A 17079-nucleotide genomic window follows, 5' to 3' on the forward strand; every position below is an offset into this window, starting at 1 on the left:
AATTACTTATAAACGATGGTAAATCCGGATCAGATTTTTTCGCCACGGCCTCTAACCAAAACATTCAGGAAGAAAGCGGCAGTTAACAGGCCCAATACCCCACCTACAACTATCCAGGTGAAACCTTTATCAATTATTGCACCTACAAACGCGCCCGATACAAGCGCTACCAGGTAGTATATATAATCCAGATTGTCTTTAACTTCTTCTTGGTGTTTCATATTTGCTTTGTTATAACCCCACAAAAATAGGTGATTAATTGAATTTTAGCAACAGTTTATTTTGATAGACCTTAAAGCTAATTTTCGCTATAGCCAATCGCCACAGTAGCTTAACGCTTAATATTCCTGTTTCTCCTTATTAAACCAATATCCAAGCTGTATAACTTTTTACTTTCATCGATAAACCTTCGTAAAATAAGCTTGTGGTACAAATGTTGGTCTTTAGGGTCAGCCGTATTCGACGTAGTAATAATATAATTAGCCCGTTTTAACGAAAAAGCACTTAAAAGACTCCACCTTACTTCACCCTATGCGGTGTATTAAAAAGTGTGGTTATAGGTATATCTATTAGTAGGCTAACATTAAAAACGCTTTGAGGCTGCACTGTAGTAAAACCGCTATCCTTTGAGAAAAACAACTTTGGTGTTCTGCGCCAGCCAAATCCAACTGCTATCGGGCATTTAGGTATATCATAAAATAATTGTGCCGATGGTGATATGATGCTTTCCAACCTTATATCCTGTTTAAGCTTACTGGCGGTAGTATCGCCTTTTAAATTATAGGATACCAGGCTGCCCACATCAATTAATGATGCAAAAAGTGTAAGCGCTCCGCATTTTCCACCATGTAAACCCACGCTGCCCGAAAAACCTACTGGCGCGTAAATACCATTGGCAAAAAGGCGATTATTGCTCTTACCCGGTGGCTTTGTAAAATCCCAGGCGTAACCAACGTATCCATTTAACGATATGTTGAATTCTGATTTTTGCTTGATAGTATAACTTCCCACTGGCAAAGCAGCTGCTTCAATGGCATTTTCAACATCATCGCTTGTTTTGGCAGTGGCCACTGCGGCCATAAAACTGCCGTATTTTACAAACTCGGTCAATTTGCTTTTAGCGGTATCTGCTTTAGCGGCGGCAATTTCGCTCACTTTTGCAGCCGTGTCCAGTTTGGATCCGGCTTTTAAACTTGCTGTCTGTGTTTGCGCAGCAGCAGCCTCGCCGGTAAGCGGTTTTGTTAATATGCTATTATAAATTATTACGGCGTTGTTGATTGCCGACGAGTAGTTTTTACGGCTGATATCTACGGCCATATCTGCCACGTTATTGGATATGTCAAAGTACGGCTTAAATTTTTGGTGAAAGTCAGTAGTTTTTAATGCCGCGTAAATAGTTTTTGAATTACCGGCCGGGAACGGCAAGTTACCAATATCGCTGGCTTGTTCCAATATGCCCAACGTAGCTTTAAAATAAGCAGCATATTTTTCTACAGATGCTGAGTCAGCTTCATTTTTTCCAGCCTTTATCATCTTATTAAGCTGATCTGCACGAATGCCAAAATCACTTATAAACTGCTTATAATCGGCTAATATTTGTTGCTTAGCATTAATTTTAGGTGCTACCGTGTCAAAAATAGCTTTTAACGTATATTTATCATTAAAAACAACGCCCTGATAATCATTAATTGCTTTTTGATAAAGCAAAGCAAAAAATATCTTGAGGGTAATAGGGTTACTTGTCAATCTCCGTATCTGCGAAGCATTAACCCAATATGCCGCTTTTTCACCCAATGCTGTATCGCGTAGGGCGCTGCTTACCAATTGCAAAGTTTGAATTGATCCTTTAAAATAATGTTTGGTGGTATCGGCCGGTAAATTATCAAACTTATTAAGAATACTATCGGGGATGTTGGCAAGTATATCGCCAGGGTGCGCCTCTAATTGTACTTGCAGGGCAAGATAACAGGCCCCTAACAATTCCGCTTCCAGCTTTTCGTGGTTTTTAAAATAATCGGGGTGGTTATCAACAATACCCGGCAGGTTTTTTGGCAATGCGTTGATATCTTTTTTAAATGCCTCTCGAAGGTTTTGTAAATAGGCGCTATAATTATAAATATCCTCATCGATGGCATCAAGCAACGGAAAAGTGGCGGGAAATAATGTTTTAAGGTCTTTGTTATTGTCTATCACTTTTTTAAACTTTTCAAAAAAGCTTAGGCTCAACTCCTGTTTACCCCTTTTTATCAGGAATTTAGATATACCATCCGCAATAGTAGTTACACCCAATCCCCCTACAGATGCTCCTACGCCGGCGGCAATAGTTTCGGCACCATGTGCATCAGCATTCCCGTTGCTTTTAACCACGTTTTTACGCCCCTCCACGAGTGTAGCTTTCAAATCAACATCTATTGTGCTGATTTTAAAAAAAGGATTGTCGAGCACTTTATCAATTGCGCCAGGGGTATTAATTCCTGCCTTTGGTGTTGTATAAGTAGCCAATATGGAATCTAATAACGATGGTCTTATTGTTTTATAATTTGTTAAAGTGATTGCATCATAGTAAGGAAAACCAAGCTGATAAGCTGTCTCCTTTTTTTTAGGAGGTGGGGGGTTAGCAGTTGTACCGGCAATCTCCTGGTTCGATTTCGGTGTGTTTTTCCCTTTAGGTGTGCCGCTATCTTTTTTTATCGTTTTTGCTTCGACGATCTGGAACTGGATGTTTTTTTTAATAAACAAATCTCCCTGGCTGATAACTATATTGAAGCCTTTATCCAATTGAAGGTTTTTATACTTTAATGTATTATCTGTTGGGATATTACCGGTTTTAAAATCATTTTGACTTAAAGTGTCAGTTACCGTGCTGGTTGCAAGCTCAACACTGTAGGGTTTATTGCCGGCATTTTTTATTCCAATTTCAATATGATCTCCCTTTTTTATATCGACGGTAATAGGGTTTGTGTTAATTATTTTGTTATTTACCGAAACAGATTTACCTGATAAACTAAAAATAATTTTTGTTTGAGCATACAAGCTTTGTGTAAATAAAACAAGGATTAAGGTTTGATAGGTTTTTTTCATAACTAATAATTAAAAAGGGATATAATATGTACAATATGGCGAATTAGAGGCAAATACGTTTGACAGTTTTACAACATAGGTGAAGCTTTCATCTCCACCCACAACAACGCCAATAGGGTACCCTTCCTGGTCAACTACCACTGCGCCCGAATCGCCTTTGCTTGACGGCGATTCAGGTATTTTCGTATTAGGCTTATACCTGGTAATGCTAAATAAATCGTTCATCACATGATTTTGACCCGAATCCGAGTGAAATATTTTTTGATCATTTACTACGTGATTGTATATCACGGCATTACTTTGCTTGTCCAAAAATGCACCATGAAAAAAGACCATGCGTTCTTTTTTTGCATCATCTACAGTGACTGTCCTGCAATCCTGCGATATTTTGATTGACTTATTATCAAATGACCCGCTTATTAATATCTCCGCAAATCCTATATCCATGGTTGGGGATATGGTGCCTTCTATAACCTTGGCTGCGCCGGTATTAATGCCGCTGTCAATCATGTCGTTTGGATGTTTCAGCACATGCCAGCAAGACATTAAATAGTTTTTGTCGGTAGCTTTTTTATTTTTCACGAAGCAGCCCAGGGTACCGAAGCTATTTTGATTTACTATGGTATCGCCTCCACTTAAATGAGCGGTAATAATTGTATTGGACATAACGTTAACGGGCACGCCATGGTAACTACCCTCCTTTATTTCGGCCAGCATTGTTGCCAGTACACTGGCAATAACGTGTATTTCAACAGCTTCAACCTTATTTTCTACCTCTTTTCCATCCACTTTCTCCGTCACCCATTTAAAACCCGGCCCTATACTCAATACCCCCGGGAAATTCCCATACCTAAACTTTAACTCCTGTACCGCACTTGCGATAGAATTGGAATTAAGCAGTTTTATTGGGGCTAATGATTGTCCGGAGGCAGTCCCCTTGTTGCCTTTTGCTGCAGGATCGGCAAGCAGGTCGGTATCATCCTTGGGTTTTACACCAGCTCCCCGCAACGCAACCAGTTTATTTAACAGCCCGAACCAGAACGGCGCTCCCAACGAAAGCGCGAAACCCGTGATAATAAAACCCCAAAAACTCCAACTTAAAAATCCAATACAAAAAAAACGCCCTGTTTTTTCCCAAAAGGTGAGGTGCCGCGTGCCAGTTATAACAGCAACTTGGTTTGCATCATCGTACGTAGCCGATAGCAGGCTGACATAGTGCTCACCCGCTCTTTTATTCACGCTATCTCTTATGTCATTCAATATCTTTATTTGAGGGATGATTTTATCCGAATCTGCTTTAATATTTGATTGGATCTGAAAGAGCTTAACATAGCTATTGCTGATGGTATCAATATCTTTAAGTAAATTAGTTTTAGCTTTTGCAAGCGCTGGTTCTCTAAGATAACCTAATTGCTGTTTTTTCAACACCGTGTCTTGCGCAAGTCGCCGAATTTCTTGCTTTAATGGGATGACACTGTCACGTCGCATGCCCGCGCGCGATCGGATATCATGGATTTTTTTGGTAGAGATAGTAATACCTGACTGGAATTTTTTGTAGTAATTAAAATCAGATACACAATCTGTTACTGTACTGTCAGTTTTCATCTCCGAAAAATCCCAACCCAACCCCAAAATAAAATTTGCCGCGCCAATATCTTTCGATACACGGGCAAAGCCGCTATCTATCACCGCGCGTGAGGGTATCGTATCATTTCCATTCACAAAGCCTTTATACCGGGCGCTGTCTTTTGACAGCGCTATGCCCATATTTACCAGTTGTGTACGGGCATCTTTATCCTTCGATAAAATGCGGGCTATTTTAATACTATCAACATTAAAAGCGAAGGCTACAAAAAAGCCCAGCCAAAACAGTATAAAACTTATTTTGCGTTTGTACCAGCCACTGGTGCGGTCCTGGGTTTCGTTATACCAGGCTATAAGGCCACTTTTATAACTATCCAGGTCCTTACCCACCAGGTTATAAATATTCCGCAGGTGCTTGATCGTTTCGGGCTCGATGGATAAAGTATTATTTTCCAGACTAAATGCCAGCTGATCGTATTTGGTAGCGCCAGTACCATGATCGCACAATATATTGATAACCGTTACCGCGAAATTATCTGGTGTAATATAAGAAGGCTTAGTTTGCCCGAAGATAACGGCCTGGGCGGGCTCAAGCTTGGCCAGGTATTTAATAGATGGATAGTCGTAAAAACGGCAGGCAAAGCTGCCTTTAAAAACAGCAGGCTCCTTCAAAAACACCCGTGCCAGTATAGAGGTAAATTTTCCCCATTTGCCGCGGGCTTTTTTAATATCAAGTCCATCGTTGAGCATCCGTTCAATGGATATACGCAAAATACGGGCGCGCAGGCCAAACCAAGTGGCCAGTAATTCGCCAAGAATGGTTATTAACAGACTGTATAAGAGGTATACCAATACTAGTCCAATTACTACATCGAGCGCGGTGTTGTTAAACATGATAAATTAAACGATAAGTTGGTTTGTAAAAGCATTGTTAAGCAAGTGGTTAAGGTGTTTAAATATAAAACATATTCTTATAAGTTTTAAGACAAATTTTATATAAAAAGTAGCGGAGAAGGCCGGGATTTACCCCGCTACCCGGAGGGCAATGGTCCCGCAGTAGATGGATTAACTTCGCGAAGGATGAATTTTAGATAAACCCCAATTCGCGTTAAGGACAAAAATGGATACCGGCCCGGAGAGGGCATGAGCATCGGCCGCGCCCAACGCCTTGTGTGCCTATGAATGTAAGGCCTGACCCCGTTTCTACCAACGGGGAAACGCTCTGTCTTAAGTCAAAAATAAAAATTAAAAAGTCAAAAGCTTGGGAGGCAGGGCGTGTGCCCCTCATCACTTGTTACCAATTACCACGCGCCCAAAATGCCGGTTGCTTTTTTAAAACTGCGGCATTTTAAAGCGCATTACTATTTCACCGGTTTCTTTGTCAACTTCCATTTTTTGGCCCTCGAGGCCCAGGTCTTTCCCCGTAGCCATTTTAAACATGCCTGATAAAAACTCCATGCCCTGATTCATCACTTTTGCCATCGTCTGCATCTGTTCGTGCTGGTCGCCGGACAATGCAGTATGGTTTGCCGTCGCGATTTCGGTGGTTGCTGGTACCAGGGCGGTATTGTCGTCGGCTACAATGGTGGTTATGGTTTCCTCAACTGCTTCCATCTCCAACGCGGGGCTATCGGCAACGGTTTGTTCGGCAGGGGCGGCAACAAAGGTCTCCATTATGTTTTCCAGTTCTTTCAGGAACTGGGCTTTGCCCGAAGCCGAAAAATCTACTACATCGGGGCCGTCCTCGTTATTGAGCACGCCATCAAAAAGACTTTGCTTTAGCGTAAGGCCAGAGGCTATTTTTGTTTCGATAGAGCCTTTTGTAATTAAATTGATTACGGTAAGGTGCTTGCTTAACTGGCCCAGGCGGTCGATGCGCCCAATGCGCTGGTTTTTTTTGGCCGGGTTCCAGGGAAGCTCGAAGTTGATAACAGTATCGGCTACCTGCAGGTTAAGGCCGGCGCCGCCCGCTTCGGTTGATAAAAAAACCTGGCAGTCGTCGTCGTTTTCAAATTTTTTGACCAGCTTATCCCTGTTTTTGATAGCTACCTGCCCGCTTAACTGTGCGAAACCAATGCCGCACTCGTGCAGCATTTTACCTATCAGGTGCAGCATGGTAACCCATTCAGAAAAAATGATGACCTTCTTTTTGTTGTTTTTAAGGTCGAGCTTCTCCAGCATAATGTGCTTAAGCTCATGCAGCTTGGGCGAGGTGTTTGATTCTTTATCAACCAGGAAGGTGGAATCGCACACCATGCGCATATTGCTCATGAGCAGCATCAGCTTTTGCAGGTCGAATGGCGAAATGAATTTTTTACGTAAAATAGCGGCTATCCCTTTTGCATAGTTTGCGTGGTAGGTTGCCTGGTCGATGTGCATTTCAACAGGCACGGTAATTTCTGTTAACTGTGGCAACTCTTTAATAACCCGCCGTTTTTCGCGCCTGATGAGGATAGGCTTCAGCCGCTCGTTTAATTGCTGCAGGTTATAATAGCCGGTAATTTTATCTGCCTTGCTCTCGTCAAAATAGCAATGCTGGTATGAAAACTCCCAGAGGGGCGCCAAAAACTGGGGATTGATGAACTGAACGATGGAATAAAGATCGATAAGCCTGTTTTCGATAGGGGTGCCGGTAATTACAAGGGCGTGCCTTTTCTCTAACAGCTTAATGCTTTGGGCGGTAATGGTCGAAAAGTTTTTAATCTTTTGGGCTTCATCCAAAATAATAAAATCGGTTTCCATGCGGTTAATGGCGCGCCAGTCGCGCAGCACGGTTTCATAATTAACGATGATAAAATAGGCTTTGCTGTCGCGATAAATAGCTGTCCGTTCATCAGGGAAACCATCGGCGATAGTGGCTTTCTCGTAACTGAATTTTTCTATTTCCTGTTTCCACTGCTCTTTTAACGAAGCCGGACAAATGATAAGGGTGCGCCTGAAGCCGAACAGCTTCTTTTTCATTACTGCTGTTGCTATAGCCTGGATGGTTTTACCCAAGCCCATCTCGTCGGCAATAATAGCCCCGTCCCTGAAAGCGGCAAAGGCCACGCCATCCTGCTGGTAGGGGAACAGGGTGGTTTTCAGGAGTGAGAAATCTAACTGTTCATCTTTTTTGGCCAGCTCCAACATTTCCGCGTCCCAGGCCTGTTTTACTTTTTCTTCAACTTCGGGCCGCACCATAAACTGCTGATGCTGTCGGGCGCTTACTATGAAATTCAGGAAATCCTTTACGTTGTCTTCTTCTATATATGTTTTATCGCCAAAATAGGTTATAATCAGCGCCGATATCTCCGGCTTTAACGGATGCGGGTGGTGCCAGGTAATGCGGTAATTATTAAGGGGATCGAGGTAGATCTCGACAAATGGGTAAAATTTACTTAGGTTGTTGTAAACCTCGGGCTGCGATTTAAGGGCGGCAAAGGCAAACATCAGGTGCTTGGTAGTGCCCAGTTTATTTGTTTTTAAATCGGGGTTGTTAATATAGCCGGTTTCGTTTTCAAAATCGCGAAGCGTTATTTTATAGCTGGAGCCTTTTTCGTCGGTAAGTAAATGCTCGCCATAAATATTACCGGCAAAGGTTATGGTATATTTTGCCTTTAGCGCTTTTGCCCGGCGCTCGTCCAAAACCCTTTTCATCATGCCTTCGCGGGTATAAGCCTTTCCCTCTAAAAGAGGTCTGGGGCTTGCTTTTTCCAGCTCCTCGCCAATCTGCATTAGGGCGGCCAGGCCATAGGCGTCCCATTTTGCAGGCTTGCCTTTTAATAAATATTGTGGGTTATCATCATCGGGCATTACAATTTTTGCCTCCACATCGTCTCCCTCACCGTCAAAAACTAAAACATCAAACCCGCGTGCCGACTGGCTTAGCACCTGGCAATTTCCGTTAATGTACATTGCTTGCGCCCGGCGGTAAATTACATCGGTTATTTCGGGCAGGCTTTTAAATTCGGTTATATATTCTTTGATGGTTTTTTGCATCGGTAGATGTTTTTGTGCGTATAATCTGTTTCAAGTTTAATAAAGATTATCAAATGGTGCAACCTGAAAAACTGCTTTGCTCCCGAAGGCTGGGCGCTCACAAAGTGCAGTCTAAAAACCGAACACCCCGTAAAAATCCGAAATCGAAATTCCCCAATCCGAAACCCTACATTCCTTTATTGATAGCCTCATACACTACATCCTGTATCCTCGGCCTAATATTAAGGCTGCCCAGCTTGCTGCCTACGTTCGGGTTCACCCTGTTACTCAGGAAGATGTACACCAGGTTATACTTAGGATCTACCCATACACAAGTGCCCGTAAAACCGGTATGCCCAAAAGTTTGGTCGGATGCCAGTTTGGATGGGTAGTGCCTTTCGGCAATAGGGTCCCACCGGTCAAACCCCAGCCCCCGCCTGCTTATGGAAGATTGTTTAGAGGTAAACAGGTCAACCACCTCGGGTTTAAAATATTGTACGCCACCGTAGGTGCCTTTGTTCAATAACATCTGGTATAGTATAGCCACGTCATTAGCGCTGCCAAACAAGCCTGCATGGCCTGCTACGCCCCCTTTAAGTGCAGCGGTGGGGTCATGCACATAACCATCCAGTAAGCTCATGCGGTACTCCTGGTCGTTTTCGGTAGGGATGATCTGCGCAGGGCTGAACCTGTACAATGGCAAAAAGCCGGCGGTTTGCATACCCAGCGGATTATAAAATTCTTGCTGTACGTATACATTCTCGGGGGTGGCGGTAATGGTTTCTACCACTTCCTGCATAAACAGCATACTTACATCGCTATATACATACTGCCCGCGGGTTTTAAGCGGCGAATTAAGCATATCGGGCAGCATTACATCTTTGTAATAATCTTTCCGCAAAAAATAACGTTCGGATACTTTGGTAGGGTAGGCGGCCGATGAATCGGTACTGTGATCAGATGGTTTTACCTTTTCAAACGATTGGATGTCCGGGATAAAACCTGCCTGGTGCAGCAATACCTCCCGCACTTTTACATTATTTTTATTACTGGTACGGGCCAGGGGCAGGTAGTCGCCTAAGGTGTTTTCTACACTTAGTTTGCCCTGATCAACCAGGTGCATAGCCTCTACCGTGGTGGCCGATATTTTGGTCATGGATGCCAGGTCGAAAATATCGGTCAGCTTATCGGGCATTACGTTATCGTAAGTATGGTAGCCGTAGGCTTTATTAAATATCACCTTCCCATCTTTGGCCACCAGCACTACGCAGCCGGGAGTAGCATGTTGGATGATGGCCTCGCGGGCTATCTGGTCAATCTCCTGCAGGTTATTGGAGTTGATGCCCACATCCTCGGGCACGCTGTATTGCAGCCTGGTTTGCTGAGTAACAAAGCCCATTCCGCTGCTATAAACCGGCGAATAGGTTTTGGTGAGTTTTTGCGTAATGGCAGCACCCCCGAATATGGCCTGGGCAGCGTAGGAGGCCGATACCGGCGATACCCTTTCTGACCAGATCACCGGGGCTGTTACGTTATTTAGTTTGGTTAATAATGCGCCATTACCAAATGCAGCGATGATAACACTCTTTAATTTTTGATTGGTGCTAATAAAATCCATCAGCTGCGGATTGCTCAGGTCGGCATCGTTTACCTGCAAAATAATGGTGTTGTACCATTTTAAATCAGCAGCAAGGGTGTTCAGGTTTTTGCCATTGCCGTCAAATATCTGCACTTTACAGTATTTGTTGAGCAGGCTATCAAAAACGGTGGCATACTGGCTGGTAAAATGTACGCTTGCAATTTTCAACTCGTCCAGCTTTTGCAGCGGAACGGTGTATTGGCCATTATTGAATAAAACAATTGAGTTTTGAACTAATCTTTCTTCGGCAACATAGGCGCGCCCGGTAAAGGGTGGATTTTGCGCACAGGCGGTATTAAATAATGCAAACCCTAACAATACTACAGAGACACAGCCCCATTTATTTTTTATCATATACTTTAACTCCGTTTATATAGGTTTGGGTTACTTTAACTGTCGGTAATTCGGCGCCTTTCACTTGCATGATATCCTTGTTCAGTATCACAAAATCGGCATACTTGCCGGGTTCAATGCTGCCTTTCTCTTTCTCTTCAAAATTAGCTTTGGCTGCCCAAATGGTTATCCCCCTTAACGCTTCGGTGCGGCTTAAAGCGTTCTCTTTTTGAAAGCCGCCTTCCGGGAAACCCTTCAGGTCTTTACGTTCTACCGCTGCATAAAACGTATACATCGGGTTAATATTTTCTACCGGGAAATCCGTTCCCAACGGAATCCAGCCGTTTTGTTTTAGCAGGGTTTTATAAATGTAGCCCGACGACTTCAGCCTCTTACCACCCAATCGCTTGCCGGCCCAGTACATATCTGATGTGGCGTGCGTGGGCTGCACGGATGGAATAATGCTGTTATCGCCAAAAAGGTTAACATCTTCGGGAGCCACAATTTGCGAGTGCTCTATCCTCCAGCGGCGGTCGTTTTTGCCTTTTAAAACCGACGCATATATTTTTAAAATTACCCGGTTGGCCGAATCGCCGATGGCATGGGTACACATCTGGAAACCTTTGGCGGCAATTTTTTTTGCTACCTCCTCAAAATGGGCCTGGCTGCTCAATAAAAAGCCGCTCCATTTTGGCTGATCGGCATAGGGCTTCAGTAAACATGCCCCTCTTGACCCCAGGGCGCCATCTGCATAAACTTTAAAAGCGCGGACATTTAGGCCCGGAGTTTTAAATGCACCACGCTTAAACAGGTAATCATAATTATCCTGCCTGTCTGATAGCATTACATACATGCGCATTTTTAATGAACCTTTATGCTGCAAATCGGCAATGGTATTAATCATGGTATAGGACAGGCCGCAGTCGTCAACAGTGGTCAGGCCAACAGCAAAGCAATTTTTTTGTGCCGATAGCAGGGCGCTCTCCACAACCTGAGCACTTGGCCCGGGCACCTTGCGGGTAACAATGCCCATTGCATTATCAACCATGATGCCGGTGAGCTTCCCGTTAATGGTTTCTATCTCGCCACCGGATATGGTTTGACCTGGTTTTACGCCTGCAATGTTTAAAGCAGCCTGGTTGGCAATAATGGCATGCCCATCAACCCTGCTCAATATTACCGGACGCACCGGGAACAGGCTATCCAGTTTGGCCTTATCCGGAAACTGTTTTTTAGCCCAGTCGTTTTGGTCCCAGCCGCGGCCAATGATCCAGCCATCGGGGTTGCGGGTAGCGTAGGCCTGTACCGAGTCAACCACTTCGTTCCAGCTTTTGGTACCATCCAGGCCTACTTCTTGTAATCCTAATCCGTATTGATAAAAATGTGCATGGGCATCAATAAAACCAGGATATATAGCGGCCCCTTTAGCATCTACCACTTCATGTGCCAGGTATTTTTGCTCTAAAGTACCGGCATCGCCAACGGCTACAATTTTACCTTTGCTTACCACAAAAGCGTTGGCTGTGGTAAAGGTGCTGTCAACTGTATAAACAACCGCGTTTTTTATTAACAGATCGGCATTATACTCTTTTTGTTTGCAGGCTGCAGCCAGGAGCAGCAGCGCCGGCAATAATTTTTTCATAAGCGTTTAAAAGTAGTAAGTATCAAGAACGCCAGCAATGTTGAATAGTTTGCAAATTACCGGTAGATAGTGATCAATTACAAAACTAAACTATTCCCAGTCAAATCTTGATACTTGATACTTACCACTTGATACTACAAAATCATAAAGTTATGCCTTCAAATATTTAATTTAGCATCGAAAACGAAATTGAAGGGAATTTTTTTAAATGTCAGATATAATTCAGCTTTTACCAGATGCCGTTGCCAACCAGATTGCCGCCGGCGAGGTGGTACAACGACCGGCATCGGCGGTAAAAGAATTGGTGGAGAATGCGATTGATGCCGGGGCGGGTAAAATACAGCTCATTATTAAAGATGCCGGAAAATCATTGATACAGGTTATTGATGATGGCTGCGGCATGAGCCTTACCGATGCCCGCATGTGCTTTGAGCGGCATGCTACCTCCAAAATTCGTAAGGCCGAAGATCTGTTTGCCATCCGCACCATGGGTTTCAGGGGCGAGGCCATGGCATCGATAGCCGCGATTGCGCAGGTGGAACTAAGAACCCGCCGCCATGAGGATGAGCTGGGTACCTGTATTTTTATCGAAGGATCGGAAGTGATAAGCCAGGAGGCGTGCTCGGCCAATACCGGTACATCTATATCCATCAAAAACTTATTTTACAATACCCCCGCCCGCCGGAATTTTTTAAAAAGCAACCCGGTAGAAATGCGGCATATCATCGACGAGTTTCAACGGGTTGCGCTTGCCAATCCGCAGATATTTTTTACACTGCATCATGACGGGCAGGAAGTTTACCACTTGCCTGGCGCCGCGTTAAAACAGCGGATTGTGCACCTGTTTGGCAATAACTATAACCAACGGCTGGTTCCTGTTGAGGAAGATACCACCATTATTAACCTGCGTGGTTTTGTGGGCAAGCCCGAATTTGCCCGTAAAACACGGGGCGAACAGTTTTTTTTTGTAAACTACCGCTTTATTAAGGATGCATACCTGAACCATGCGGTACTTACGGCCTTTGAAGAGTTGCTGCCCGATGACTGCTATCCATTTTATGTACTGTTTATAGATATCGACCCATCAAAAATTGATATTAACGTGCATCCTACCAAAACCGAGATAAAGTACCAGGACGAGAAGGCTATTTATGCCATCATCCGGTCGGCGGTAAAGCGTTCTTTGGGCCGTTACAATATTACCCCAAGTTTGGATTTTGACCAGGAAAACAGCATTGAGCACCTGATAACGCCTAAACCTTTTGAAGAGATTATTGCACCCACGATCTCATTCAACCCCGACTTTAATCCTTTTGCTGCCGAGAAAAAAGCGGCTACGCGCGAGCAACACCATTTTTTGAGAGATAACAATGATTACCGCAACAGCCCTATCCCCAATAACTGGGATACCCTGTACGAGATCAGCAAAAAAGAAACCAACCTGCAACAGCAAATGCACGAGGAAAAAAGCATTGCGGTTGATGAGCAGGAAGTAAGCAAACCCAGCGAGCGGCAGCTGTTCCAGATCCATAACCGGTTTATCTTGTCGCAAATTAAATCGGGTTTTATGCTGATAGGGCAGCAGGCTGCGCATGAGCGCATTTTGTACGAACGCTTTTTACAACAGCTGCAACATCACTCCGGGGTGAGCCAGCAAAGCTTATTTCCGCAATCGGTAACACTAAACGGCAGCGATTTTGAGTTATTGAGAGAGCTTTTGCCCGACATTAAGGCGCTGGGCTTTGATATACGCGAGTTTGGTAAAAATACGGTGGTTGTTGATGGCATACCGGCCGACCTGAATAATGTTGACGAGCACGAGTTGCTTGAACATTTGCTGGAAGGGTTTAAAAACAATATGGCCATTTTAAAAGTAGATAAGCGGGACAACCTGGCACGATCGCTGGCCCGCAACGCAGCCCTTAAAACCGGCACCAAATTATCACTGGAAGAGATGAACCAGCTTATTGACCAGCTTTTTGCCTGTCAATCGCCCAACCAGGCATTGAACGGTAAGCCCGTAATCAGTACATTTACGCTGGCCGAATTAATGGAACGCTTTGAAAAATAGCCCCAGGGCTTTAACAATACTATGAACGGATACAATCAATCGCCCTTTGCCAATATCACACCAGTAGTAAAAAACCTGCTGATTATCAATATTTTGTTTTTTATAGGCACCTACAGCGTCGGTAAATTTATACCTAACATAATTGAGTTACTACCAGCTTACTATATTGGCTCACCCAAATTCAGATTGTGGGAAATTATTACTTACATGTTTATGCATGGTGGTTTTACGCACATCTTTTTCAATATGTTCGCGCTATTTTCCTTCGGCCCAATCCTGGAGTATGCCATGGGATCAAAAAAGTTTTTTAACTTTTATTTTTTATGTGGAATAGGCGGTGTTATTTGTCATATGCTCGTTTTGGCATATCAGGTACATGCTATTACCGGCGGCTTTATCATAGCGAATCCTGAATTAGACTCGACATACAATCAATATGGTGAACAAGCTCAAAAACTATTCAGCGCCTATAATGGCCAGATTGTAGGCGCATCAGCTGCCGTATTTGGCTTGTTAGTTGCCTTTGGCATGATGTATCCAAACCTTGAGCTTATGATCATGTTTATACCCGTACCCGTAAAAGCTAAATATATTATACCGGTATACATCGTAATTGAATTGTTTTTGGGGTACGAGCAGTATTCCTGGGACAACGTTGCCCACTTTGCCCACCTTGGCGGGGCCTTAATTGGTTATATTATGGTAAAAATTTGGAGATTACAGTACAACTGACAATTTTTATGAACAAACAGGAGTTATCAAACTAATAACGGCTTTATTATGAGCACCCTTTGGCAAAATATCCACTACAAAATGTTGCGGTCGGGCAATAAGCTCAACCTGCTTATTGGTATTAATGTGATTGTTTTTTTGGCTGTAAATATGTCGGCAGTTTTAGAAACGCTTTTTACAAGCGTGGGGCATCAAAGTATTGTCGAACATTTTGCTAAGGAATACCTTCAGTTACCCGCCGCGCTTCCAAAGCTACCAACACATTTTTGGACACTGATTACCTATATGTTTATGCATGCCGGCATCTTGCATATTCTTTTTAACATGCTCTGGCTGTACTGGATGGGGCAGATATTTGAGGAATACTTAGGCAATAAACGCACTATTGGTTTATACATAATGGGCGGCCTTGCTGGAGCAGCAATGTACCTTTTGGCGTTAAATTTACTTCCGTTTTTTACAAGCGTTAACGCGGCAGCCAGTACTACAATTGTCGGTGCATCGGCTAGTGTAATGGCTATAGTTGTGGCCACGGCAACCTTATTGCCCAATTACACCATCTCACTCATATTTATAGGCCCGGTAAAATTAAAATGGCTGGTAATTTTTATACTGGTGATTGATTTTCTGGGTACTGTTGGCCCTAACGCAGGCGGCGAAATAGCCCATTTAGGCGGCGCATTATTTGGGTTCATCTACATCAAACAACTTCAAAAAGGCCACGATTGGATAACCGGCATCGCCAACATCTTCAAATCAAAGTCAAAATTAAAGGTTGTATACAGCAATACCGGTAAAAACAGCGCCGAATACCCGCGCCAGGACGAAATAGACCGTATATTAGATAAAATATCACAAACGGGCAGCGTTGATAGCCTGAGCAAACAGGAGAAAGAGACATTAGCCCGCGCAAGCAAGAATGAAAAATAAAAAAAGTGGTTTAGGTTTTATTGATAAAGTATTTTTATGGATAAACCTGCTGCTTTGTGTTGCCTTATTGCTCAGTTATCTTGCCCCTTCCGTTAACCCCAAAGCCCTTTGGATAATCGCCTTTTTTGGCCTGGCCTATCCTCCGATATTACTGCTTAATGTAATTATGATGCTGGTTTGGCTGTTGCGCTGGCGCTGGCCCGCCCTGCTATCTATGATAACTATTATAATTGGCTGGGGTGTGCTTAACAACAATATAGGTTTGCGGACATCATCCTCTTTTTCGCCGGCGCCAGGTATAAACTCCATAAGGGTTATGACCTACAACGTTCATAACTTTAAACACTTTGGCTTAAAAAACGATGTATCTACCAAGCATGAGATACTGGAGCTCATTGATAACCAAAAACCCGACATTATTGGCATCCAGGAGTTTTACACCCGCTACAAAGGCGAGTATGATATGCGCGACTCCATCGTAAAAATAATGGGTGCCAATAATTATTATTTCGAGCCCCTTAATTTCAATAGCTCAGAAGCAATAGGGATGGCCATTTTCTCAAAGTATCCTATTGTTGCCAAGGGTTTAATCCAGCTGGCTGCCGATAGGTCATCGGCAAACCAGTGTTTGTACATCGATGTAAAAAAAGGCGAAAAAACATTCAGGGTTTACAGCCTTCATTTGCAATCCATAAAATTTAACCCCGAAGATTATAAATACCTGGATAGCGTATCAAAAAAAGGTAAAACAGATATGCAATCAACCAAAAGGCTTGGCGGTAAATTGAAGACGGCATTTATAAAACGGGGAGAGCAGGTTTTTAAAATAAAAGCCCATGCTGCGCAATGTCCGTATCCCTATATCATATCAGGTGATTTTAATGATACGCCTACATCATTTGCGGTTAACCAAATGGCAAAAGGCCTTAAAAATGCGTTCCGCGAAAAAGGAGCCGGTTTTGGGCGCACCTATAACGGAGATTTTCCCAATTACCAGATAGATTATATTATGGTGAGCCCGCAGTTTGATGTGGCATCGTACCAGATAATCGAAAAAAAGCTTTCTGATCACTTTCCCCTGCGGAGCGACCTGGTTTTAAATTAAATATC

General features: G+C 43.4%; 10 protein-coding genes. 4 read left to right on the forward strand and 6 right to left on the reverse strand.

Annotated elements, in window-relative coordinates; translation table 11 throughout:
* Window positions 1–29: 29 nt before the first annotated feature.
* The 6 genes from AC1DXF_RS02190 to AC1DXF_RS02215 form a co-directional block, all read right to left on the reverse strand.
* Window positions 30–221, reverse strand: coding sequence for a hypothetical protein (locus AC1DXF_RS02190; RefSeq protein ID WP_477445660.1), 192 nt, complete (start codon window positions 219–221; stop codon window positions 30–32).
* Between the two features lie 298 nt (window positions 222–519).
* Window positions 520–3081, reverse strand: a complete 2562-nt coding sequence (locus tag AC1DXF_RS02195; protein WP_477445662.1) for a hypothetical protein — start codon at window positions 3079–3081, stop codon at window positions 520–522.
* Window positions 3082–3090: 9 nt separating this feature from the next.
* Entirely contained in the window at window positions 3091–5559 is a 2469-nt protein-coding gene (locus tag AC1DXF_RS02200) for a hypothetical protein (protein ID WP_477445664.1), read from the reverse strand.
* A 438-nt stretch (window positions 5560–5997) separates the two neighbouring features.
* Entirely contained in the window at window positions 5998–8643 is a 2646-nt protein-coding gene (locus AC1DXF_RS02205; RefSeq protein ID WP_477445666.1) for a DEAD/DEAH box helicase, read from the reverse strand.
* A gap of 166 nt (window positions 8644–8809) precedes the next feature.
* Window positions 8810–10615 (reverse strand): serine hydrolase domain-containing protein, encoded by a 1806-nt coding sequence (locus AC1DXF_RS02210; protein ID WP_477445668.1) that lies wholly within the window; start codon window positions 10613–10615, stop codon window positions 8810–8812.
* Complete coding sequence (locus AC1DXF_RS02215; protein ID WP_477445670.1) at window positions 10602–12236, reverse strand: amidohydrolase; 1635 nt, start codon at window positions 12234–12236, stop codon at window positions 10602–10604. The genes AC1DXF_RS02210 and AC1DXF_RS02215 overlap by 14 nt, the downstream gene beginning before the upstream one ends.
* Before the next feature lie 208 nt (window positions 12237–12444).
* On the opposite strand from AC1DXF_RS02215, the gene mutL reads away from it, so the two are divergent.
* Genes mutL through AC1DXF_RS02235 form a run of 4 tightly spaced genes read left to right on the forward strand, consistent with a single transcriptional unit; the run spans window position 12445 to window position 17074 of the window.
* Entirely contained in the window at window positions 12445–14307 is a 1863-nt protein-coding gene (gene mutL, locus AC1DXF_RS02220) for a DNA mismatch repair endonuclease MutL (RefSeq protein ID WP_477445672.1), read from the forward strand.
* 21 nt (window positions 14308–14328) lie between these two features.
* Window positions 14329–15039: a rhomboid family intramembrane serine protease gene (locus tag AC1DXF_RS02225; RefSeq protein ID WP_477445674.1), complete on the forward strand. Its 711-nt coding sequence runs from the start codon at window positions 14329–14331 to the stop codon at window positions 15037–15039.
* A gap of 48 nt (window positions 15040–15087) precedes the next feature.
* On the forward strand, window positions 15088–15969 hold the full coding sequence (locus AC1DXF_RS02230; protein ID WP_477445676.1) for a rhomboid family intramembrane serine protease: 882 nt from the start codon (window positions 15088–15090) through the stop codon (window positions 15967–15969).
* The gene (locus AC1DXF_RS02235; protein WP_477445678.1) at window positions 15959–17074 is read left to right on the forward strand and encodes an endonuclease/exonuclease/phosphatase family protein; all 1116 of its coding nucleotides are present in this window, start codon (window positions 15959–15961) and stop codon (window positions 17072–17074) included. Before AC1DXF_RS02230 ends, AC1DXF_RS02235 begins: the two co-directional genes overlap by 11 nt.
* The last annotated feature ends 5 nt before the right edge of the window (window positions 17075–17079 follow it).

Source organism: Mucilaginibacter sp. P2_A5 (genome assembly GCF_056404995.1).

What these genes read in the sequence shown, in the direction of transcription:
- AC1DXF_RS02190 (WP_477445660.1), bottom strand. Translation starts at nt 221, where the DNA reads ATGAAACACCAAGAAGAAGTTAAAGACAATCTGGATTATATATACTAC.
- AC1DXF_RS02235 (WP_477445678.1), top strand. Translation starts at nt 15,959, where the DNA reads ATGAAAAATAAAAAAAGTGGTTTAGGTTTTATTGATAAAGTATTTTTA.
- AC1DXF_RS02215 (WP_477445670.1), bottom strand. Translation starts at nt 12,236, where the DNA reads ATGAAAAAATTATTGCCGGCGCTGCTGCTCCTGGCTGCAGCCTGCAAA.
- AC1DXF_RS02200 (WP_477445664.1), bottom strand. Translation starts at nt 5,559, where the DNA reads ATGTTTAACAACACCGCGCTCGATGTAGTAATTGGACTAGTATTGGTA.
- AC1DXF_RS02210 (WP_477445668.1), bottom strand. Translation starts at nt 10,615, where the DNA reads ATGATAAAAAATAAATGGGGCTGTGTCTCTGTAGTATTGTTAGGGTTT.
- mutL (WP_477445672.1), top strand. Translation starts at nt 12,445, where the DNA reads ATGTCAGATATAATTCAGCTTTTACCAGATGCCGTTGCCAACCAGATT.
- AC1DXF_RS02205 (WP_477445666.1), bottom strand. Translation starts at nt 8,643, where the DNA reads ATGCAAAAAACCATCAAAGAATATATAACCGAATTTAAAAGCCTGCCC.
- AC1DXF_RS02225 (WP_477445674.1), top strand. Translation starts at nt 14,329, where the DNA reads ATGAACGGATACAATCAATCGCCCTTTGCCAATATCACACCAGTAGTA.
- AC1DXF_RS02230 (WP_477445676.1), top strand. Translation starts at nt 15,088, where the DNA reads ATGAGCACCCTTTGGCAAAATATCCACTACAAAATGTTGCGGTCGGGC.
- AC1DXF_RS02195 (WP_477445662.1), bottom strand. Translation starts at nt 3,081, where the DNA reads ATGAAAAAAACCTATCAAACCTTAATCCTTGTTTTATTTACACAAAGC.